This is a genomic window from Streptomyces sp. NPDC006140 (assembly GCF_040628815.1).
GTDB lineage: Bacteria > Actinomycetota > Actinomycetes > Streptomycetales > Streptomycetaceae > Streptomyces.
This window is the reverse complement of the sequence record NZ_JBEXTS010000023.1, coordinates 36,658-56,209: the sequence shown is the minus strand read 5'-3', so window position 1 is coordinate 56,209 and position 19,552 is coordinate 36,658. Positions and strand designations below refer to the sequence as shown.

22 protein-coding genes and 1 riboswitch are annotated in these 19,552 nt (G+C 71.1%); of the genes, 9 read left to right on the top strand and 13 right to left on the bottom strand.

The window, feature by feature from the left end:
- Window positions 1-21 precede the first annotated feature (21 nt).
- Complete coding sequence (locus ABZ386_RS38295; RefSeq protein WP_355720277.1) at window positions 22-1,278, bottom strand: MFS transporter; 1,257 nt, start codon at window positions 1,276-1,278, stop codon at window positions 22-24.
- A complete protein-coding gene (locus tag ABZ386_RS38290; protein WP_355720280.1) occupies window positions 1,275-2,414 on the bottom strand; it encodes a PLP-dependent cysteine synthase family protein in 1,140 nt (379 codons plus the stop codon). The genes ABZ386_RS38295 and ABZ386_RS38290 overlap by 4 nt, the downstream gene beginning before the upstream one ends.
- Before the next feature lie 821 nt (window positions 2,415-3,235).
- Between ABZ386_RS38290 and ABZ386_RS38285 the strand changes: the two genes are divergently transcribed.
- From ABZ386_RS38285 to ABZ386_RS38255, 7 genes are all read left to right on the top strand, one after another.
- Window positions 3,236-3,661, top strand: a complete 426-nt coding sequence (locus tag ABZ386_RS38285) for a hypothetical protein (RefSeq protein ID WP_355722031.1) — start codon at window positions 3,236-3,238, stop codon at window positions 3,659-3,661.
- Window positions 3,662-3,762: 101 nt separating this feature from the next.
- Window positions 3,763-3,993: a hypothetical protein gene (locus ABZ386_RS38280; protein ID WP_355722034.1), complete on the top strand. Its 231-nt coding sequence runs from the start codon at window positions 3,763-3,765 to the stop codon at window positions 3,991-3,993.
- Between the two features lie 207 nt (window positions 3,994-4,200).
- Window positions 4,201-4,587, top strand: a complete 387-nt coding sequence (locus tag ABZ386_RS38275) for a hypothetical protein (protein ID WP_355722037.1) — start codon at window positions 4,201-4,203, stop codon at window positions 4,585-4,587.
- Between the two features lie 170 nt (window positions 4,588-4,757).
- Window positions 4,758-5,369 (top strand): carbonic anhydrase, encoded by a 612-nt coding sequence (locus ABZ386_RS38270; RefSeq protein WP_355722040.1) that lies wholly within the window; start codon window positions 4,758-4,760, stop codon window positions 5,367-5,369.
- An 83-nt stretch (window positions 5,370-5,452) separates the two neighbouring features.
- Window positions 5,453-6,937, top strand: coding sequence for a SulP family inorganic anion transporter (locus ABZ386_RS38265; protein ID WP_355722043.1), 1,485 nt, complete (start codon window positions 5,453-5,455; stop codon window positions 6,935-6,937).
- 148 nt (window positions 6,938-7,085) lie between these two features.
- The gene (locus ABZ386_RS38260) at window positions 7,086-7,598 is read left to right on the top strand and encodes a hypothetical protein (protein WP_356505849.1); all 513 of its coding nucleotides are present in this window, start codon (window positions 7,086-7,088) and stop codon (window positions 7,596-7,598) included.
- Window positions 7,599-7,668: 70 nt separating this feature from the next.
- The gene (locus ABZ386_RS38255) at window positions 7,669-9,615 is read left to right on the top strand and encodes a copper resistance protein CopC (protein WP_355726173.1); all 1,947 of its coding nucleotides are present in this window, start codon (window positions 7,669-7,671) and stop codon (window positions 9,613-9,615) included.
- 107 nt (window positions 9,616-9,722) lie between these two features.
- Here the strand turns inward: ABZ386_RS38255 and ABZ386_RS38250 are convergent, their stop codons facing one another.
- Both ABZ386_RS38250 and ABZ386_RS38245 read right to left on the bottom strand, forming a co-directional pair.
- Window positions 9,723-10,481, bottom strand: a complete 759-nt coding sequence (locus tag ABZ386_RS38250) for a CbtA family protein (RefSeq protein ID WP_355726176.1) — start codon at window positions 10,479-10,481, stop codon at window positions 9,723-9,725.
- An 18-nt stretch (window positions 10,482-10,499) separates the two neighbouring features.
- Complete coding sequence (locus ABZ386_RS38245) at window positions 10,500-10,721, bottom strand: CbtB-domain containing protein (protein ID WP_355726179.1); 222 nt, start codon at window positions 10,719-10,721, stop codon at window positions 10,500-10,502.
- Between the two features lie 41 nt (window positions 10,722-10,762).
- Window positions 10,763-10,927: riboswitch (cobalamin riboswitch) on the bottom strand.
- Window positions 10,928-10,979: 52 nt separating this feature from the next.
- Between ABZ386_RS38245 and ABZ386_RS38240 the strand changes: the two genes are divergently transcribed.
- A complete protein-coding gene (locus ABZ386_RS38240; RefSeq protein ID WP_355726182.1) occupies window positions 10,980-11,549 on the top strand; it encodes a histidine phosphatase family protein in 570 nt (189 codons plus the stop codon).
- 54 nt (window positions 11,550-11,603) lie between these two features.
- On the opposite strand, the gene ABZ386_RS38235 is transcribed toward ABZ386_RS38240, so the two are convergent.
- The 9 genes from ABZ386_RS38235 to ABZ386_RS38195 all read right to left on the bottom strand — a co-directional run bounded on the left by ABZ386_RS38235 (window position 11,604) and on the right by ABZ386_RS38195 (window position 18,106).
- On the bottom strand, window positions 11,604-12,338 hold the full coding sequence (locus ABZ386_RS38235) for a DUF1775 domain-containing protein (RefSeq protein ID WP_355726185.1): 735 nt from the start codon (window positions 12,336-12,338) through the stop codon (window positions 11,604-11,606).
- Window positions 12,272-13,042, bottom strand: a complete 771-nt coding sequence (locus ABZ386_RS38230) for a hypothetical protein (protein WP_356505846.1) — start codon at window positions 13,040-13,042, stop codon at window positions 12,272-12,274. The genes ABZ386_RS38235 and ABZ386_RS38230 overlap by 67 nt, the downstream gene beginning before the upstream one ends.
- 47 nt (window positions 13,043-13,089) lie before the next feature.
- Complete coding sequence (locus ABZ386_RS38225; protein WP_355717432.1) at window positions 13,090-13,545, bottom strand: DUF3093 domain-containing protein; 456 nt, start codon at window positions 13,543-13,545, stop codon at window positions 13,090-13,092.
- A 53-nt stretch (window positions 13,546-13,598) separates the two neighbouring features.
- On the bottom strand, window positions 13,599-14,120 hold the full coding sequence (locus ABZ386_RS38220; RefSeq protein WP_355717429.1) for a carbonic anhydrase: 522 nt from the start codon (window positions 14,118-14,120) through the stop codon (window positions 13,599-13,601).
- Window positions 14,104-14,394, bottom strand: coding sequence for a DsbA family protein (locus ABZ386_RS38215; protein ID WP_355717426.1), 291 nt, complete (start codon window positions 14,392-14,394; stop codon window positions 14,104-14,106). Before ABZ386_RS38215 ends, ABZ386_RS38220 begins: the two co-directional genes overlap by 17 nt.
- Window positions 14,325-14,714: a hypothetical protein gene (locus tag ABZ386_RS38210; RefSeq protein WP_355717423.1), complete on the bottom strand. Its 390-nt coding sequence runs from the start codon at window positions 14,712-14,714 to the stop codon at window positions 14,325-14,327. The genes ABZ386_RS38215 and ABZ386_RS38210 overlap by 70 nt, the downstream gene beginning before the upstream one ends.
- Window positions 14,711-16,753, bottom strand: coding sequence for a cytochrome c oxidase assembly protein (locus ABZ386_RS38205; protein WP_355717420.1), 2,043 nt, complete (start codon window positions 16,751-16,753; stop codon window positions 14,711-14,713). Before ABZ386_RS38205 ends, ABZ386_RS38210 begins: the two co-directional genes overlap by 4 nt.
- On the bottom strand, window positions 16,743-17,357 hold the full coding sequence (locus ABZ386_RS38200) for a copper resistance CopC family protein (RefSeq protein WP_355717417.1): 615 nt from the start codon (window positions 17,355-17,357) through the stop codon (window positions 16,743-16,745). The genes ABZ386_RS38205 and ABZ386_RS38200 overlap by 11 nt, the downstream gene beginning before the upstream one ends.
- A gap of 83 nt (window positions 17,358-17,440) precedes the next feature.
- Window positions 17,441-18,106, bottom strand: coding sequence for a hypothetical protein (locus tag ABZ386_RS38195; RefSeq protein WP_355717414.1), 666 nt, complete (start codon window positions 18,104-18,106; stop codon window positions 17,441-17,443).
- Between the two features lie 319 nt (window positions 18,107-18,425).
- Here ABZ386_RS38195 and ABZ386_RS38190 point away from each other — a divergent pair, with 319 nt between their 5' ends.
- On the top strand, window positions 18,426-19,310 hold the full coding sequence (locus ABZ386_RS38190; RefSeq protein WP_355717411.1) for a cation diffusion facilitator family transporter: 885 nt from the start codon (window positions 18,426-18,428) through the stop codon (window positions 19,308-19,310).
- Window positions 19,311-19,552: the final 242 nt, after the last annotated feature.

The following is a 19,552-nucleotide window of genomic DNA, read 5'->3' as shown; positions in this document are numbered from 1 at the left end:
GCGGGAGAGAGGGTTGGGAGATCAGGCAGGTACGAGCTGCGGATCCCTCCTCGTGAGTCGCCCGGTGCGGGCGAGCGCCGCGACCGATGCGGCGCAGGCGAGCCCAGTAGCGGTCAGGGCACACCAGGCCAGCCAGCGGGCATCGTGTTGGTCGGCGAAGTCCCATAGCGCTCCGGTGCCAAGGTTTCCGAGCGTGATCCCAAGGCCCGAGACGGTGTTGTAGAACCCGTAGTGCGTAGCGACCAGTCGGTCGCCGGAGAGCATGACGACAGTGTCCATCTCGAACGGGTAGACCACCGCACTGCCGGCCGCGAGCAGCACTACCGCCGTGACCAGGGCGGCGAGCACCGTCACGGAGTCGTCGGGCGGTGTGAGTGCCAGTGGCAGGAATGCGAGCCCCATCGCGATCAGTCCCCGGACCAGTGCCTGACTCGGTGTCCATTGCCGCTTCGCCCAGCCGGTGAGTCGCAGTTGACCCACGACGGCGACTGCGGCCGAGACGACGAAGAGCCCACTGGTTACCACCGTGGCGCTCCCCCTGAGAGCATCGGCCGCGGCCAGCGGTAGAGCCAGGTAGACCTGGAAGGTCAGGACGTACGAGCCGATCATCGCAAAGGAGAAGAGCAGGAAGCAGCGGTTGCTCACGACCGTGCGCCACTGGGCCAGCACGCTCTCCGGAGCCGCAGCGGCGGGGGAGGCGCCACCTCGGCGCGCGGGCAGTGCCCGCCACTGCATCAAGGTCAGAGCGGCGAAGATGGCGGCTGCGGCCGTGCACACGAGACGGAAGTCGGCGGCCAGCAGGGCGAGTCCGACCAGCGGGCCGAGCAGCATGCCGGCCTGGTAGTAGACGTTGAAGGTGGCGAAGGCGTCTACGCGGCGCTCGCCCGCCTCAGCCGCGAGGTAAGCGCGCACGGCCGGGTTGAACAGGGCGCCCGCGAAGCCGGTCGCCGCGGAGGCGGCGATCAGGGCGGGCAAGGTGTCGACCCAGCCGAGCAGGCCGAAACCGGCGGTACGCAGGAGGCAGCCCACCATGATCGGGGCCTTGTAGCCGAAGCGGTCGGCGATGGTGCCGCCGATGAGGAACATGCCCTGCTGGGAGAAGTTGCGTACGCCCAGCACGAGCCCGACCGCCCAGGCCGCGAGGCCGAGCCCGCCGGCCAAGTGGGCGGCGAGGTAGGGCATGAGCATGTAGAACGCGAGATTGATGGCGAACTGGTTGGCCATCAGCAGCCGTACGGCCGGGGGGAAGGAGTGGGTCTGCTGCCACAGGTGCGTCATCGAACGGCCCCCGCCAGCTGCTGCTCGCCGGCCGTGGCAAGGGGATCGGTGACACGGGTGCAGCGCGTCCAGCGGGTGACGACCCGTTCGCCGGTGTGGGCGATCTCGTCCGGGTCATCGGCGGGCAGGTGGGCGAGGAGGTCGTTGGCGCGGCAGTAGGTGTCGTCGAAGACGGTGCCGACGTACCGCTGAGGCCCGTCGGGGAAGACGGCGACGATCCGCTCCTCGGCGGGGAGCACGCGGGACATCCAGCGGGCGACCAGCCCGACGGCGCCGACGCTCCAGCCCCCGGTGGCGTAGTGGTCGCGGGCGAGGCGGCGGGCGGCCCACACCGCCTCCGGGGCGGCGACCCAGTGGACCTCGTCGAAGAGGTCGTAGGCGACGTTGCGGGGGTAGATGCTGCTGCCCAGGCCGCGCATCAGGCGGGGTGCGGCGGGCTGGCCGAAGATCGTGGAGCCGGTGGTGTCGACGCCGACGACGCGCAGGCGGGGGAAGAAGCCGCGCAGGACGGAGGCGATGCCGGCGGAGTGGCCGCCAGTGCCGACGGCAACGACGAGGGTGTCGATCCGACCGAGCTGGGCGATGAGTTCGTGGGCGAGCGGGGCGTAGGCGGCGACGTTGTCGGGGTTGTTGTACTGGTCGGGGCACCAGGCGTCGGGATGCACGGCGAGGAGTTCCTCGACGCGCTGCCTGCGGGCTTCCTGCCAGCCGCCGGTCGGGTGCGGTGTGTCGACCAGTGCGACCTCGGCGCCGTATGCGGTGAGCAGGCCGGTCATCAGGGGTTCCATGCCGGGGTCGGTGACGACGGTGACCGGGTGGCCGTAGGTGGCACCGGCCAGGGCCAGGCCGAGGCCGAGGGTGCCGGAGGTGGATTCGACGATGCGGGCGCCGGGCAGTAGCTGCCCGCGTTCGCGGGCGGCGCGCACCATGTGCAGGGCGGAGCGGTCCTTGATGCCGCCGGGGTTGTGGCCTTCGAGCTTGGCCCAGAAGCCGCGTCCGGCGGCGGTGAAGGGCTCCCCGATCCACAGGACGGGGGTGTCGCCGGCCAGGCCGGCGGGGGTGTGCATCGGGCGTTTGGCATCGGCCAGCAGTTGGGCCGGGGAGGCGGGGACGGCAAGGGGGCTGAGGTGTTTCATGGCGTGCTTCTCCCGCGGCCGACCGGGGTGAGCGAGGTGGGCCGCTGTGTCGTGGAGGGAGGCTGGACTGATCGGCGGCCGACCCCAGGCACACGGGCGTGCACTGCGCACTGCGGCAGGGGGCGGCTCAGCTGCTGATCAGGTCCGCCACACGCCCAGACGGGCTCGTGACTGCCCGACGGATTCCGCGTCGGGTCTCGGATCCGTTGGCGGCGCCGCCCACGGGGCAGCGGCCGGAGCGCCGACGTATTGCGGCGGCAGATCTGTGGGCATCACCGCGGCGGCCGAGGCGGCATCGCGCGGCGGCTGGGCCGTGGGCTCGTCGTGGCCCCAGCACCACGCCGCACCGCCGTCGCGGGGCTCGCGCTGATGCGATGCCGGATCGCCGACCGGCCCGGCCGACTGTCCGCAAGACGCCTGGGCAACGAGGAGGGAATCTGCTCGGCCGACGCCCACCGGAGCCGGGCCGTGCGCGCAGGCCAGCAGGTGCACGAGGGCGGCCAGCAGCACCACGAGAACCGCCCCGGTGCGTTTCACGGGGCGGCTGCGGCGACCTCCTGACCGAGCCCTCATGAACACATAACGTAATCGATCACGTGCGTAGTGTTCTGGTGTGTTGACGGCCGGACGGACCGGGGAGTGCGCTCGCGAGGTGGCCATGTGCCGTGCGCCGCACCGGGCTTGGAGCAGGTGGTGGGGACGCACCCGTCACGTGGACAGGATCACCGCAACGGGTGAATCCGGCCCCTGTTCGCAGCTTTCGAAGTGCCGTGCCCGTCGTGTCGCGGTTTCCTGGGCACACATAGCGTCAGGAGATCCGGATGCGACACACCCCCGACACGGCCAGGCCCGTGGCACGCCGCGGCCTGTGTGCGGTCGTGCTGCTTGCCCTGCTGGCCCTCCTGCACGCCACCTTCAGCCCCGGCACGACGCACCTGTCGGGCCTCGACCTCGACGGCTGTCTGCGCCGCAGTGTCACCCAGGCCACCGCGCAGGCGTGCGGCATGGCACCGGCTGCCGTCCTCACCGGGGTGGGGGCCGCCGGACACCAGGACGGCGATGCCTCGCAGTCCTGTGAGGCGTCCTCCTACGGGCCGCGCCAGCTCGCGGACCACGGCAACCCGATTGCAGTGAGCGGGGATCCTCTGGGCGGTGAGCCGCGTGTGTCGGCCGGCTCGGCGCTTCCCCAGGGTGCGCCGTCCCCGGCCGGAGGAACGGCCCCCGAACGGCTCGTACTGCGCTGCTGAGCGGATCGGCCGCAGCCGCGCACTGCCCCGCCGGGGCGGACGAACGCGTGGCTGCGGCTTGCCGGTCCGTCCCTTTTCGCCAGCACCGCAGGAGCTTCGCCATGCCCATGGACGTCTACGCCGCCGTCGGCGCACTCGTACGCGCCGAGATCGCCCGCACGCAGATCCCGCCGACAACCTCACCCGGTCCCCGCATCACCGAAAATGCCGATCAAGCCGCCCCGCCCTCGTCGGCGCCGTCGCCCGCCGTGAACCGGACCGCTCGCCTCCGGCGCCGGGCTCGGACACCTCTCACCCTCGCGCTGCGCCGCCTCGCGGCGATCTTCGGCTGACTGGCGTGCCCTCGCGACGGTTACCTGACCCGATCCCTACATCGGGCAAGCCTAATGCAACCTGGTCATTGCTCGTGCAACGAGGGGGCGGGTGTTGGCCATTTCACCTTTCCTACCCGGGAGTTCGGCATGCACACGGACCATCGACCGGTAACGTTTCGGCGTCAGCAGCAGCGCAACACGGGGAGTCCAGCGGTGATACGGCGTATGGCAGAGGCAGTCGTGCTGCTGGCCGCCGCTGTCCTGCTGCACTTCGGCACCCCGCACCACAGCTCCGCTTCCGCGGATGCGGTCTCCGTGATGGCGCCCGCAATCGAGTCCGAATCCCGCAAGTCGCACGGTCCGGCTGTCGAGGCCGACCGTGCGGGTACGCCGTCCGACCATCACGATCTGGCGGCCGACGCCCTCGCTCTGCCGCCCCGCGCTGCCACGACCGACATGCAGCCGTCTGCCGTGCACGACACCACGGTCGACACCGCGGTCACCTCTGCTGTCGGCTCGGGCGCCACTCACGCGCGTACCGCGAGAGACGCCTGGAATCCGTCCGCCGGAACGGCACCCACTCCCAGCACCCTGCAGACCTTCCGCTGCTGATCGGCAGCGTGCCGCGCACCGTCTGAAACCCCGGTACACACCACCCTGGCGCATCCGGCGGCTCAACCTGCCGCACGCCATGGCCCGGTGCCGCCGTACCCGGATCCCGCGCGGCACGCCCTCTTCGCGCCCCAGAGTCCTTCCGATCCACGAAGAGCACGAGGCCGACCATGCAGTCGCTCATCGAGCACGCCCGTACCTTTCCCGCCAAAATCGCCGACCAACAACAGGAGGAGTTCGCCCGGCTGGCCCGTGGGCAGCAGCCTCAGGCGCTGTTCATCTCCTGCTCCGACTCCCGCGTGATCCCGTCGATGTTCACCGGTGCCCGGCCCGGGGACATCTTCGAGCTGCGCACCGCGGGCAACATCGTTCCCCGCTACCGGGCACAGGCCGCCTGCGGTGTCGCCGGTACCCTCGAATTCGCCGTGCAGGCCCTGCAGATCTCCGACATCGTCGTGTGCGGACACTCGCACTGCGGCGCCGTCCAGGGCCTGATGCGAGAACAGGTCGTGCAGCACATGCCGCTGGTGCGTAGGTGGCTGTCCTGGGCCGGGCACCGCGCCCACAGCGACGAGCCGTGGCAGACCCAGGGCCTGGGCGAGGACCCCGCGGCGGTGACCCAGCGGCACGTCCTCACCCAGCTCGACCACCTGCGCAGCTACCCGTGCATCGCCCGCCGCTTGTCCTCCGGGCGGCTGCGCCTGCACGCCTGGTACTACACCATCGAGACCGGCGAGGTCCTAGCCTGCGCACCGGGCAGCCGCGCCTTCAAGCCCCTGTGAACCGACCGGACGACACCGGCCCCGCACCCGTCCGTTCCGGTCGCACATCCCGCGACGTTCCTTCCCCCACACGAGAGAACGCCATGCCCTCACAGACTTCATCGCTCTCCTCACTCAAGCGTGCCCTGCGCACCGACGTCACCTCCTCCCTGGTCGTCTTCCTCGTCGCCGTCCCGCTGTGCGTGGGCGTCGCCGTCGCCTCCGGCGTCCCGGCCGAACTCGGGCTGATCACCGGCATCGTCGGCGGCCTGGTCACCGGCCTGTTGCCCGGCAGCAGCCTCCAGGTCAGCGGTCCCGCCGCCGGGCTGACTGTGCTCGTCCTCACCGCCGTAACCGAGTACGGACTGCCCGCCCTCGGCGCCATCGTCGTCGCCTCCGGCCTGATCCAACTCGCCCTCGGCGCCATGGGGATGGGTCGTCTCTTCCGCGCCATCTCCCTTTCCGTGGTGCACGGCATGCTCGCCGGGATCGGCCTGGTGCTGATCGCCGGACAGATGTACGCACTCGCCGACGACAAGGCGCCCGGCAGCGGCACCGGGAACATCGCCGGACTGCCCGGTCTCGCCGCCGATGTCGTCGGCTCGGGCCCGGCCCTGACCGCCGTCGCCATCGGAGCCGGAACGATCCTGGTGATGACACTGTGGAAGAAGCTGCCGGCCAAGGCGCAGCTGCTGCCCGGCCCGCTCGTCGCGGTCGGCGCGGCAACCCTGGCCACCGTCGCCTTCGACCTGCCCATCGCCCGGGTCCAGGTCAGCGGCCTGACGGAGGCCATCCAGCCGCCCGGTCTCGCCGAGATCGGGCTGCTGACCGAGATCGGACCGCTGTCCACCGTCATCGCGTTCACGCTCATCGCCTCGGCCGAGTCGCTGTTCAGCGCGGCGGCCGTGGACCGGCTGCACGACGGCCCGAAGACCGACTACGACAAGGAGTTGATGGCCCAGGGCGCGGGCAACACGGTGTGCGGCGTGCTCGGCGCGCTGCCGATGACCGCGGTGATCGTCCGCAGCTCCGCCAATGTCCAGGCGGGCGCCAAGACGAAGCTCTCCCGCGTCCTGCACGGCGTGTGGCTGCTGCTGTTCGCCGCGCTGTTCCCCGCCGTCCTCGGCCTGATCCCCACCGCTGCGCTGGCCGGTGTGCTCATCCACGCGGGCTTCAAGTTGCTGCCTATCAAGGAGATGGGCCCGCTGTGGCGCGAACACCGCGGTGAGGCCGTGGTGTTGGTGGTCACCGCCGGAGCGATCCTGGTCACCAACATGTTCGAGGGCGTCCTCATCGGCCTGCTGCTGGCAGTGGTGAAGACGGCGTGGGAGACCTCGCACGTCCACATCGACGTCACCGACCCGGGGGGCAACGGGGCGGTGCAGGTACGGATCCAGGGGCACGCGACCTTCCTGCGGCTGCCGCGGATCCTGGACACTCTGGAGGCGCTGCCCGCCAACCGGCCCGTCGAGCTGAACCTCGCCGGGCTGCGGCATCTCGATCACGCCTGCATGAGCGCCCTGCAGCACTGGGCGGACCAGCACAACGCGCACACCGTCCAGCCCGAGCCCACCCTCGCCCCGGCCTGACGGGTGGAGGGTCCGTGGGGCGGCGCCCTGCCGCCCCACGGACCTTGGTGGCCCACCTGGTGAACAGTTCCCACCCCTCATCCGTACCCCATCGGAGTACTCCTGCCCGCTCATGCGGGCAGGGACAACCCGCACCTGGAGAGGCCACGTGCCCCAGCAACAACCGCATGGACGGTCCAACAGCCGGACGTTGTCCCCCGCCCGCAGGCTGCGCGCCGCCGCGCTGGTCGCCAGCCTGGCCGTTCTTCCCCTGGCCACGGCGTGCAGCAGCGGCGAGGACGACAAAGCAGCCAACAGCAGCAAGGCGGCGGCGTCGGTGTCCGCCGCCCCCGCTGCCGGAGTCGTGGCACCGGCGAAGGTCGAGGTGATCGCCAACCTGACCGGCTGCAAGCCCAAGATCCGTATCGAGGCGGACGAACTGCGCCAGGGCCTCTGCCACACGAAGAAGGTCGACTACCTGATCACCACCTTCCCCGAGGAAAAGTACAAACAGACCTGGCTGGACTCCGCCGCCATCTACGGGGGCAAGTACCTGGTCGGCTCACGATGGATCGTGAGTGCGAAAGAGCCGGAGATGCTGGAGCAGTTCCGTGACAAGCTCGGCGGGACCGTTCAGCAGCTGCGCGGCATAGGCCCGAGCGCGGCTCCGAGCCCCTCGTAGCGGCAGCCCCTTCCCTCCGCCCGTACGCGTTACGACCGACACGCACGACCCACCAGCTGGAGGCTGTTCCATGCCCGGGGCATCCCGTCGGACCAGGACTCCGCTGACCGCCCTCCTGCTGGTCAGCGCCGTGCTGGCCCTCCTCCTCGGCGGCGCCGGATCCGCCTCCGCGCACGCCGTCCTGACCAATGCCGACCCCGGGGACGCCGCCGTGGTCAAGACGGCCCCGACCCAGGTCACGCTCACCTTCACCGAGTCCGTCAGCCTCTCCGACGGCTCCGTGCGCGTCCTTTCCCCGCAGAACCAGCGGGTGAACCAGCCGGCCGATCACCTGGACGGCAGGTCGAACACAGTCCGCGCCAAGCTGCGGGGCAAACTGTCCACCGGCACCTACACGGTGGCCTGGCGCGTGGTCTCCGCTGACAGCCATCCCATCTCCGGCGCCTTCACCTTCTCGATCGGCAAACCCTCCGTCACCTCCGCCGTAGCGCCCTCCGATTCCCCCGGCGACACCGCGGTGAGCAGGCTCTACGGCTTCCTCCGTTACGTTGCCTACGGCGGCCTCGCCCTGCTCGTCGGCATCGCCGTGTTCGTCCTCGTGTGCTGGCCCGCCGGGGCGTCCCTTCGGCCTGTACGCAGGCTGCTCGCAGCCGGCTGGGCGGCGCTGCTGGGATCCACCCTCGCTTCGCTGCTGCTCCGCGGTCCCTACGAGACCGGCGCCGGCCTGGCCGCGGTGTTCGACCTTTCGCTGCTGAGCAGCACCCTCACGGGCCGGAGCGGCCTGGCCCTGGGGGCACGGCTCCTGCTGCTCGCAGCGGCAGGCGTCCTTCTGAAGCTGACGGCGGACCGGTTCGGCCGTGCACCTGAAGCGACGGGAGGAGGCCGGGGCGGCGTCGTGCCGCACATCGGCCTCCGCGGCTGCGTACTCGGCGTAGTGCTCGCCGTAGGGCTGGCGGTCACCTGGGCCGCAGCCGAGCACGCGTCCGCCGGGCTGCAGGTCCCGCTGGCGATTCCCGTCGCCGTGCTGCACCTGCTGGCCATGGCCGTGTGGCTGGGCGGCCTCGTGGCGCTGGTGGCCGTCATGTTCCGGGCGCCCGCCGACGCACTGATCCCGCCAGGGGCGGTCGCCCGCTTCTCCCGGCTGGCGTTCGCCTCGGTCGTCGTCCTGGTCGCCACGGGCGTCTATCAGTCCTGGCGGCAGGTCGGCTCGTGGGAGAACGTCTCCTCCACGGAGTACGGTAAGCTTCTCAGCGTCAAGGTCGCCGTCGTGGTCCTCCTGCTCGTCGCGGCCACACTCTCCCGCGACTGGACCGCGCGGCTGCTGCAGCAACGGTCAACGCGGGAAGCCTTCTCGGTTGCGGCGCCAGAACCCGTGCGCGTGGCCCAGACGGTGGGCGCCGGGGCTTCCTCCGACATGGATGGTCCCAGCGACGCGGGCAGCGCCGGAGCACCCTGCCCTCCCGCTTCCGCCGACAGCACCGCCTCGCCCGGCTCCGAGCCCGACCGATACCGGCGCGGCCTGCGCCGCTCGGTCGCCGCCGAAGCCCTCCTCGGCGCGGTCGTACTCGCAGTCACCACCCTGCTCACCGGAACCCAGCCCAGCCGCGCCGCCGTGGAGACCGCCACCGCGGCCGCCGCCTCCCAACTGCCCCCGGCCGCCGTGGTCACGATCCCGTTCGACCTCGGCACACCGAGCAACAAGGGCAAGGTCCAGATCACCCTGACCCCGGGGCAGGTGGGCGAGAACACGGTCCAGGCCCTGGTGTTCGCCTCCGACAACGGCGTCTCCACCGTGCCCGAGCTACGGCTCACCTTCACCCAGCGCGCCCAGAAGATCGGCCCGCTCGACGCGAAACTCGCCAACCGGGGCGGCTACTGGTGGACCGACAGCCTGCAACTGCCCATAGCAGGCACCTGGACCATGCAGCTCACTGTGCGCACCAGCGACGTGGACCAGGTCACGGTGTCGGACACCGTGACCATCCGGGAGCTGCCGACCCGGTCGACCGCGCCCTGACCCAGCCGGTCGTTCCGCAGAGCTCCCCGCGCGACCCTGACGCCCTCGAACGCCGGGTGGCCCCTGGAAACTGCCCAGGGGCCACCCGGCGTAGGTGCCTCGGCCTGTTAGGACACTGCCCTCACACCCGCTCCGGCACTGGGTGCGGTGACCGCCTTTCGGGTCAGGGCCCGCTCGGCCAGAAAGCCGAAGAGCAGTCCGAAGGCCGCCCACAGCACGGCCTGTACGCCGATCGAAGCGAGCCGGAACTCCCAGAGGTCGCCGGCCGGGAAGCCCTGGGGAACGTTCTCCCCGGACGGCAGGAAGACCATCGCGACAGCAACCAACGCGACGAAGGCAACCCCCGCGGCGATAGAGGCATTCCAGTTGCCCCACGCCGGAGCCAGGCGGCGGCCGAGCAGGACCGCGGCGATCCCCAGCAACACGCTCAGCGCGATCATCAGGAAGTACAGGATGGTGCGCTTGTCGAGCGTGTCGGGGTTGCCGACAGCGGGCGGGTTGGCCGGGTACTTGAGGATCGGAACCAGGTAGACGGTGAGGAATCCGGCGAGCGCCGTCAGCGCCGCCGTCGCCCGGGCGCCGAACCGGCCGATGCGGCCCAGGGCGAAGCAGAAGGCGAGGGCCGCGATGCCGCCGATGGCGACGCCGAAGACGAGGACGCCCGTTGCGAGCCCGGCCGTCGACTGCACGGACCTGCTGACCAGTTCCTCCCCGCCCTCGTGATGGGCGTTGGCCTCCTCGAAGGCGATGGCCGCATCCACAGGGCCCTCGCCCACCAGGTAGGCGAAGACGAAGGCGAGCACGCCGGCGCCGAGGCCGGCGAGCATGCCGCGCACCAGAAGGGTGCGTATGGTGACGGAGTCCATCGGCGTGTTCCCCAGTTCTCAGTGGCAGGGGAAGCCGAGCAGGTGACGTCCGTCGTGCACCCACTCGTGCACGCCCTCGCCGGAGAACAGCGCGGTGGCGCCCTGCTCGGCGCCGACGAAGTACAGCAGGACCAGCATCAGTACGCCGAAGAAGACGGCCCAGGGAGCGATGGCCCTGAGCGGCAGCGGTGTCGCGGCGGACGGGGCAACGGGGGCAGGGGCGGCAGTGGACTGCGCCATGGCGAGACCTCCTCGGGAACACGCGTCCCGCAATCGTGTGGAGCACTCGACGACGGCACCGGGTCTGACTCACCAAGCCCCTGACACCTCGTCAGGGGCCGTGGAACACAGTGGCGCGACCGTGCCGGACTTGCACCGGGCTTCCGCAACGCCGTCGTCCTTGTCGCTCCAGAGCGTACGGGCAACCGGTGATCCGGCCAATATGGCCTGCACCACCTACCATGTGCCGGTCCCTGGCAAACCCTGGAGGGATTCCTCGTGACCATCCGGTTGATGCTGCTGTGCGCCCCCGTGCCCTCGGGGCGGGAGACGCGCTTCGCCGACGGCCCCCTGGACGAGCGGGCCGTACAGCAGGCGCGCGCGGCGGCCGGGGCCCTGCCCGCGACCGGCGTCCGGTACACCGCGCCGTCACAGCGATGCCGGCAGACCGCCCAGGCCCTGGGGTGGGACGCCGCAGTGGAACCCGCCCTGTGCGACATCGGCGTGGGCTCCTGGCACGGTCGCACGCTCGATGAGGTCGCCGCCTCCGACCCGGCGGGGCTCGCCGCGTGGATGACCGACCCGGGCGCGGCGCCGCACGGCGGCGAAACCGTGGCCGACGTGTGCACGCGCGTCACCGCCTGGCTCGACACGCTGCAGGGCGAGTCCGGACCGGTTACGGCAGTGGTCGAGCAGGCGGTGACACGCGCGGCGGTGGTGTCCGTACTGGGCGCTCCGCATGCGTCCTTCTGGCGGATCGACATACCGCCACTGACTGCGGTGCACCTCACCGGCCGGGCGGGCCGGTGGAACCTGCGCCTCGGAGCCGCCATGTCCGCGGGCGCCTGAACCCGCCTGCGGGACAGGGTAATTGGGCCCCGCAGGCGAGTCAGGACTCGGTCGTCAGCCCTGCGACGAGGCGGAGCGACGGCGTGCCAGCCACCATCCGCCACCGCCGAGGACGAGCAGGGCCACGATGATCCCGCCGATGATCAGGCCCGTGGACGAGCCGTCGTCCTCCTCGGCTGCTTTCTCCTCGGCCTGCGGGGTCGCGGCCGGTGACGTGGGCGCGGTTTCCGACTGCGACGGGCTGGGCGTCGGGCTCGCGGTCGGGCTCGGGCTGACCGGCGTGGCGCCCGGTGCCGCTGCCTTGAGCTTCAGCACGGGGGCGGGCTGCCCGGGTTCCTCGCCGCCGTCCGGCAGCTCGATCCAGCGGGAGACCTTGCCATCGCTGTAGGTCTCGAGGGTCTTGAAGGCGAGCTCCTTGGCGTCCGGGAGCTGCCGGACCTTGATCTTGTGTTCGGCGTCGACGCCGGCCTTCAGTTCAGGGCCGCCGACGGTGTAACCATCGCTGATGGTCTTCAGCTTCCAGCCCTTGGGCGCCTCCTCGAGCTTTACGTCGGCGGGGTCGATGCCCTTGGGCAGGACGACGCGCAGCTCGGTGAAGCCGGCGGAAGCGGACTCCGCCTCCGAGACGAAGCTCAACGTGACGTTCTCGGCGAGGGCCTGCGCCTTGTCGGCCTCGACCTCGGCGTGGGCGGCGGCCGTCCCGGTCGCGGCGAGGGTGGCCGTCAGCGCGGCCGCGCCGATGACGGCGATACGGCGGGATGCGCGAGCGGCGAGGTGGTGCGTGGGCATGCGAATGCTCCTTGCTGATGAAGCCGGGCGGCCGAAGCCGGCCCCGGGGGAGGGATAGCCGGAGGGACGTTGGCGTGTCCCGGTGGTCCCCTGCGCACCAGCGCGTGTTGAAGAGCTCGTGTCCGTAAGGCGGCCGAGGGCTCGAAGCAGCCGGACAGCCGTACAGCGGGCGGTGCGAGACATACGCCGGTCATGAGACACGGTCTCGCCCAGGTCGCGACGGCGGCCATGACCCGGCGCACAGTGCGGGCGGCGATGCACGCCGTCGCCACGGCCGCGTCGGCCCGGTGCAGCAACCAACCCGCCGCCAGCGCGGCGACCACATGCGCGGCCGTCATCGCCGTCGAGGCGTGATGCCACGCGTGCCCGTCACCCTGCTCCATCGCCGGCTGGCCGGCATGTCCCGCCCCCGCGTGGTGAGTGCCGCCCGCCTGGGTCAGCCCGGCGTGCAGCACCCCCTGCGCCGCCAGGGTGCACACGACGACCGTGGGCAAGGACAGGCGGCGGCGGGCCAGCGGCCAGACGGCGGCGAACTGCGCCACGGCGAAGGCGGTCACCAGCCGCCACGGCACCGAGCCGTCGGCGACGGCGTGATGCCCGATCGCCGCGAGCACGCTGCCGGCCAGAGCGAACATGCCCGCGCGCACGCACGCACCCGCCCACCCGGACGGCACGCCTGCGGTCCCGGTGTCGGTCGCGGTCACACGATCACCTGGCACGGTCGCCCATCATCCTCCCCGGCACGCGCCCCTCAGACCGCTTGGCGGATCGCCTCGGCCAGCCGGTCGGGCGTGCGGGTGGACAGGTAAAGGTACGGAGTGGGGTCGTCGGGGTCGATGACCTCGACGCGGACCGCGGTGGTGATGTAGCTGCGAAGCATCATGAAGGCACGCAGGTCCGCTTTGTGCGTGCGCCAAGCCCTGGCCTCCTCGCCCTGAAGCGCCTGCGCCTCGCCAAGCGCCTTCAACGGGATGCGGGCGTCGCCGACGACCAGGAGATCGGTAGTGATGCGGATGCGCATCGAGCCCTGAGAGCTGACGTAGCTTCCGGCCAGGCAAGTGCCGGCAACCATCGCGATGAGCGCGGGGATCAGGCCGTAGGGCATGAAGACCAGGGCCATGGAGATGCCGAAGGCAACGGCGATGGCCCACCAGGCTTTGGGCGCCGTCAGGCGTTCGTCGTAGGCGAGTGCCTTGTTCGTGGCCACTGCGTTCACCTTGTCGTATACGTCGGGGGTGGCGGGGCTGTTCAGGGCGGCCGTCACAGGGGGAGGAATGCGCTGGCGCGCGGCTGGTATTGGAGGGTGGCGCCGGTGTCCACCTCGTAGAACCAGGCATGCAGACGCAGCGAGCGGTCGGCCAGCCTCGGTGTGACGCACGGGTAGCCGCTGAGTACGTCGAGTTGGCTGACGATGTGCCACTGGCCGGCGCTCGTCTGTACGGACGGGTCGCCCTCGTCCAGGGCTGCGTCCGTGATCTCGCAGTGGGAGTGCCCGCACACGATGATGTCCGTGACGTCGAGATCGCGGACCGCATGGTCGATCGTGCGGGACTCACCCGTCGGCTTCTGGGGATGGAAGCGGGGGATCAGCCCGCCGTACGTACGCAGCTCGAAGAGATCGCCGGGGCGGCTGCCGGTGAGCAGGGCGGGCACGATCCGGGCGTCCGAGCAGGAGACGAACAGCGCTCGTGGTCTGCGGCCATGCGTGCGGCCGCCGAGGTCGAGGCCGTGGGCCGCTGCGCGGGCGGGGAAGACCCTGGCCTGATCAATGAGGTATTGCATGAACTCCGGTGTTCCCTCGCATCAGTCGGACAGCCTCATCGTCGATGAGGGTCTTGAACGCCTCGTAGGAGCCGGGAGTAGCGACCATCTTCCCGTCGAAGAAGAAGGTCGGGGTGCCCTGGACTCCCAGGCCGAGGCCGTCGCGTCGGTTGTCCTGAACGTGCCCGGGCACCTCCGGATCCGCGAGCGCGGTGTCGAACTTCTTCATGCCCAGGCCGAGTTGCTTCGCATAGCCGCAGAAGGCGGATTCCTTCCGGTCTTGCGTTCGCCCCATTCCTTCTGGGTGATGAAGAGCTTGTCGTACATCTCCTCGAACCTGCCCTGTCGGGCGGCGGCTTCGGCGGTGCGGGCGGCGAGTTCGCCGTTGCGGTGGCCTGCCACGGGGAAGTAGCGGGCGACGAAGGTGACCCGGTCGCTCTCGGGCTCGGTCAGGCGGTGGCTGGACTCCCGTACGGGCAGTGCCTCGGCGGCCGGCTGCACATTCAGGCCGCCGCCCCGATCGTCGGGGGCGAACAGGAGGGAGGACCCGAACGCGGCAGCAGAACCGGCCGCCAGAAGGGCGGTGACGATCAGGTGCTTGTACAGCCTTCTCACGATTCCTCGTTGGTGCGGGAGTTGGCGGGACGCCGGTCGCGGGCTCGCAGGCTCGCCAGGTAGGCGTTGTAGGCGGCGAGTGGGTCGCCCGCGTCGCCGCGGTCGATCTGCCGGTCGACGCGTCGGGCCTCGCGCCGGTCCGAGCGGATCCACTGGATCGCCAGGATGATCGTGGTGATCAGGACGGGGATGTCGCCGGTGGCCCAGGCGATGGCTCCGGCGTCGTACTGGTCGTCCATCGGGTACTCGACCCACGGCCGGTCGAGCGCCGACCACCAGCCCTCGCCGATCAGCTCCGTCGAGCTCATCAGGGAGATGCTGAACCAGGAGTGGAACGGCATCGTCAGGATCAGTACGAACAACCGGCCCAGGTGGGGCGGCCGTCGGGGGCCGGGGTCGATGCCGATGACGACCCAGAAGAACAGCAGCCCGGCGGCGAGGAAATGTACCAGCATGACCATGTGGCCGAGGTGGCTGCGCATCAGGGTCTCGAACAGCGAGGTGTAGTACACGGCGAAGGCGCTGCCGATGAAGAGGATGCTCGCCACCGCCGGATGCGAGATCAGCTTGACGTAACGGCTGTGCAGGAGCTTCATCAGCATTTCGCGCGGCCCGTCCGGCTCGCCCTTGGGCGCGGCGGGCAGGGCGCGCAGGGCCAGCGTGGCGGGCGCGCCCAGCACGAGCAGGATCGGCACCGTCATGGCGAGGATCATGTGCTGGCCCATGTGCACGCTGAACAGCACCTTGCCGTAGACGGCGAGCCCACTCATGGTCGCCAGCACGGTCACGGCAAGGCCCAGGAACCACGAAATCGTGCGCCCGACGGGCCACTTGTCGCCCCGGATCCGCAACTTGCGCACCCCGGCCAGGTACAGCAGGCCGGCCGCCGCCGTGCCGAAGGCGAACAGCGGGTCGAAGTGCCACTGGGTGAACAGCGGGGTCCACGGGAAGTCGCCGAGCGGCGGCGGCATGGGGAAGCCGAGCAGTTCCTCGGTGGTCGACAGCGAGGCATCGCCGGCGCCGGGCGCCGGGGTGCGGGACAGGCCCACCGCGAGTCCCATCGCCGTCGCCATGAGCACCAGTTCACCGGCAGCCAGCCGGACGAAAGCCCGCCGCCTCCCCTCCATGAGCGCGGGTAGGGTGCGCCGGCGATGCCACCAGCCGATCGCGCCCAGTGCGGCGAGGGCCACCGCCTTGCCGATGACCATCAGCCCGTACCGGCTGGTGAACACATCAGCGAGAGACGGGAGCCGGACCGCGGCGTTGACGAGACCGCTGACCGCGACGGCGGTCAGGGACCAGGCGGCCAGCGGACTGAAACGCCGCGCCGCGTCCGCCGCCTGCTCTTCGCGGCGCGCGGCGACCACCAGCAGGAAGACCAGCCCGCCGACCCACACCGCGACGCCGACCAGGTGAAGGGCGAGGCTGATGACCGCCGCGTCGTGATTGCCCGATGCCGCTGAGTGCCCGCTGAACGCGGGCGGCAGCAGCCCGGCGAGCGCGAAGACGAGCGCCACGCGCGCCAGGCGCGCCGTGCCGATGCCCACACAGAGCGTCGCGATCACGCCTCCGGCGGCCGTCATGAGGGCATACGAGCGGCCCTGTACGTCCGTGATGACGAAGTCCGCCACGACAGCGGGTGACACGATCTCCCCGACCGGCTGGGCGAAAAGGTCGGAGAGGGTGAAGATCAGGAGCCCGGCCGATGCGACGGTCCACAGCGCCGCCGCGACCGCGGCCCAGTTCAGGTAGCGCAGTTGCGTCGCGGTGAGTTTCCTGCCGCCCGGCAACAGGACCACCACCAGCAGCAGCGCCCCCACGGCGGCCACGGCGGCAGCATCCACGAGGGTCCGCGCAACAGGCAGCCCCCAGGTGGTCACCGCCCCGGCGTCCTCGATCCCCGGGACCTCGACCGTCGCTCCGCCGCCCGCCCACACCGCGGCCAGCGCGACGGCCACCGAAGCACCCACCGCGGCGGCCAGGACAACGGGCAACCGTGGCAGCCGCCCCACCCGGCGAACCTTGGCCTCAGTCGCCATGACGAGCCCTCCTCCGCCGTGCCAGGTAAGCGCCTGCAGCGGCCCCTATGGCGACCAGAGCGCCGGCACCGGCCAGGACGGAGCCCGTCGCCTTGAACGATTCGGAGGCTGCCTGGTCCGCCGCGGGCTCCGCAGAGGCCGGAGAATCGGAGGCTTCCGCCTTCGCCGCGGCCGACGGGTCCTTCGCCCTGGCCGAGGGGCTGGGGCCGCTCGCCTCCTTGAGGGTGAAGGAGTACGAGCCGGACACGGGATGGCCGTCGGCGGACACTACCCGGTACCCCACTGTGAAGCGGCCCGCCCCGGTACCGGACTTGAGGGCGAGCGTGACGGTCTTGCCCGCGACCTGCGGATCACCCGCGGCGGCCGGCTCGCCGTCCGGGGCGGTGACGGCGACCTTGGCGTATTTCTGTGTCATCGCGTCGCTGAAGGTCAGCGTCACGCGGTGCGGCAGTCCGGAGACCTCGGCGTCGGCGCCTGGACTGCTGGTTTCGAGTTCGGTGTGGGCTGCGGCCTGCGGGGCTGTGGCCGCCAGAACAGCCAGGGCGGCGGGGACGACGAGAGTGCGTGCCGCCGTGCGGGCGGCACGCCGGTCGATGACGTGCATGGCGTGGGACTTTCTGTGTCCCCGGCGGCAGGCCGCCGGGACGGGAGGGGCCGGCCCGCCGCGCGGTCCTCTCGTCGCACCCGTCAGGGCAGGCAGGGACCACCGATCGGCATCGGCCGGAAGGAGGCGAGGGGGTCACGCGCATGACGCGGCGGTGCCCGGCCCTTGTTGAGCCGCGCCAGCACGGCCGACTTCAGCGGGGAGCTGCTTCGGCAGAGGGTGACCTGCGGGCCCGTGCCATGCGCCCGGCCGAGTAGCGGCCAGACGAACACCAGCAGACGGCATACGGCCGCCACCAGCGGCCGGCCCCGCCACAGCAGTCGCTCCGTGACACCCAGCAGCCCGGCCACGAGCACCAGCGTCACCAGGTGCCCGGCGAGCAGCACGCCCGACGGCGGACCGGAGACCGCATCGTGCTCCAGCCACGGACCGGAAACACCGCCCTGAGCCGTCACCGCGACGCAGGCTCCGGGCAACGAGTAGGCGGCGTGGTAGGCGAGCTGCGCGGCGGTGAGGACGACGAGGAGCTGCGTGTCGGTGAGTCGCCGCCGAGTCAGGACGGCTGCGCTGGGCACTGCCACGGCGGCCAGCGCAGCCACAATCAACCATCGCGGAGCGTGCCCCCGCGCCAGCACGTGCCCGGCCAGCGGCAGCAGCACGCACAACACCGCCAGCACAGCCGCCCGGGTGCCGCGCAGCACGCCGGACGCCGGGGAGGCGGATGGCGGCGGCGGGTAGGGCGGTCGCATGGCTCGCGGCTTTCGGTTCGGCGGGGTGGGGGGCGGACGGCTCGCGCTGTGTCGGTCCGTACCGCTCTGGCAGCGTACTCACCTTCCGGCGACGGGTTCACCGCCGGGTGGCCCTCATGACACCTCTCTCCCGCCGCTCCGGGTGCCCGCAGTATTTCCGCAGGTCAGCGGCATGTTAACGGACATGACAACGGTCTCCAATGCAGCCTTTGCCGGTTTGGTCCGCCATGTGTTTTCCTGCCCTGGACGGACATTGGGAGCACGGGGAGGGCATGCGGTCATGGGCGGTCACAACCACAGCAGTGGTCACAGTCATGGGGTGGGCGGTCACGCTGCGGGGCGGTACCGCTGGCGGCTCGCCGCTTCGTTCGTCCTGATCGCCTCCTTCTTCGTGGTCGAACTCGCCTACGGCCTGCTGTCGGGCTCGCTGGCCCTGCTGTCGGACGCCGGGCACATGGCAGCCGACGTGGTGGCACTGGGCGCGGCGCTTCTGGCGACGCGTATCGCCACCCGGCCCGACACCACCGGCCGCCGTACCTACGGCTCCTACCGGGCGGAGGTGTTCGCCTCCCTGCTGTCGGTGACGCTCATGCTCGGCGTCTCGGTCTACGTGGTCACTGAAGCCATCGGCCGGATCGGCGCTTCAGCCGAAGTCTCCTCCGGACCGATGCTCGTGGTCGGTGCGATCGGCCTGGTTGTGAACCTGGCCGCGTTGTTCCTGCTGCGCTCGGGCGCGTCCGAGAGCCTCAACGTCAAGGGCGCCTACCTGGAAGTCGTGGCCGACACCGCGGGATCGGTCGGAGTGGTCCTCGCCGGCTGGCTGGTCGCCGCGACCGGACAGCCGCTGTGGGACACGCTGGTCGCCCTCGCCATCGGCGCCTTCGTCGCCGTGCGCGCCATCGCACTGGGCCGTGAGGTCCTCGCGGTGCTCGGACAGCACGCACCGGCCGGCATGGACCCCGCCGCCGTGGCCGACGACCTGGCATCGGTCGACGGCGTGAAGGACGTCCACGACCTGCACCTGTGGACGCTGACCTCGGGCATGAACGTGGCCACGGCCCACCTGGTCACCGCTGACCGCGCCGACGGTCATGCCGTTTTGGACCAGGCCCGCGATCTGCTGCGGGACCGTCACGGAGTCGCCCACGCGACCTTGCAGGTCGAACCGGCCGACCACGCCGGTTGCGAGAAGGTCGGCTGGTAAGGGCGCGAACCGGGACCTTCGGCGAACGCGGCGGCCTCTCCGGGAAGAGCGGCCGCCGTGTCAGGACCTTCGCCCTCTGCAAGCCTCTGCACCCAGGCCGCCGCCATCACGCCTCACTGAGTGCTGCCTGCCATATTCATTTGCGATGGTTGTGCAATAAGCTCGGCGCCCGAAGTGATCCGGTGAGTAGCCGGATCGCTCTGGCGTCCCTTCTCAGAACGAGGATCATCCATGGTCTCGGG

Excerpts from the sequence above, each read along its gene's own strand:
- ABZ386_RS38295 (WP_355720277.1), bottom strand. The coding sequence starts at position 1,278 with ATGACGCACCTGTGGCAGCAGACCCACTCCTTCCCCCCGGCCGTACGG.
- ABZ386_RS38290 (WP_355720280.1), bottom strand. The coding sequence starts at position 2,414 with ATGAAACACCTCAGCCCCCTTGCCGTCCCCGCCTCCCCGGCCCAACTG.
- ABZ386_RS38285 (WP_355722031.1), top strand. The coding sequence starts at position 3,236 with ATGCGACACACCCCCGACACGGCCAGGCCCGTGGCACGCCGCGGCCTG.
- ABZ386_RS38280 (WP_355722034.1), top strand. The coding sequence starts at position 3,763 with ATGCCCATGGACGTCTACGCCGCCGTCGGCGCACTCGTACGCGCCGAG.
- ABZ386_RS38275 (WP_355722037.1), top strand. The coding sequence starts at position 4,201 with ATGGCAGAGGCAGTCGTGCTGCTGGCCGCCGCTGTCCTGCTGCACTTC.
- ABZ386_RS38270 (WP_355722040.1), top strand. The coding sequence starts at position 4,758 with ATGCAGTCGCTCATCGAGCACGCCCGTACCTTTCCCGCCAAAATCGCC.
- ABZ386_RS38265 (WP_355722043.1), top strand. The coding sequence starts at position 5,453 with ATGCCCTCACAGACTTCATCGCTCTCCTCACTCAAGCGTGCCCTGCGC.
- ABZ386_RS38255 (WP_355726173.1), top strand. The coding sequence starts at position 7,669 with ATGCCCGGGGCATCCCGTCGGACCAGGACTCCGCTGACCGCCCTCCTG.
- ABZ386_RS38250 (WP_355726176.1), bottom strand. The coding sequence starts at position 10,481 with ATGGACTCCGTCACCATACGCACCCTTCTGGTGCGCGGCATGCTCGCC.
- ABZ386_RS38245 (WP_355726179.1), bottom strand. The coding sequence starts at position 10,721 with ATGGCGCAGTCCACTGCCGCCCCTGCCCCCGTTGCCCCGTCCGCCGCG.
- ABZ386_RS38235 (WP_355726185.1), bottom strand. The coding sequence starts at position 12,338 with ATGCCCACGCACCACCTCGCCGCTCGCGCATCCCGCCGTATCGCCGTC.
- ABZ386_RS38220 (WP_355717429.1), bottom strand. The coding sequence starts at position 14,120 with ATGCAATACCTCATTGATCAGGCCAGGGTCTTCCCCGCCCGCGCAGCG.
- ABZ386_RS38215 (WP_355717426.1), bottom strand. The coding sequence starts at position 14,394 with ATGGGGCGAACGCAAGACCGGAAGGAATCCGCCTTCTGCGGCTATGCG.
- ABZ386_RS38205 (WP_355717420.1), bottom strand. The coding sequence starts at position 16,753 with ATGGCGACTGAGGCCAAGGTTCGCCGGGTGGGGCGGCTGCCACGGTTG.
- ABZ386_RS38200 (WP_355717417.1), bottom strand. The coding sequence starts at position 17,357 with ATGCACGTCATCGACCGGCGTGCCGCCCGCACGGCGGCACGCACTCTC.
- ABZ386_RS38195 (WP_355717414.1), bottom strand. The coding sequence starts at position 18,106 with ATGCGACCGCCCTACCCGCCGCCGCCATCCGCCTCCCCGGCGTCCGGC.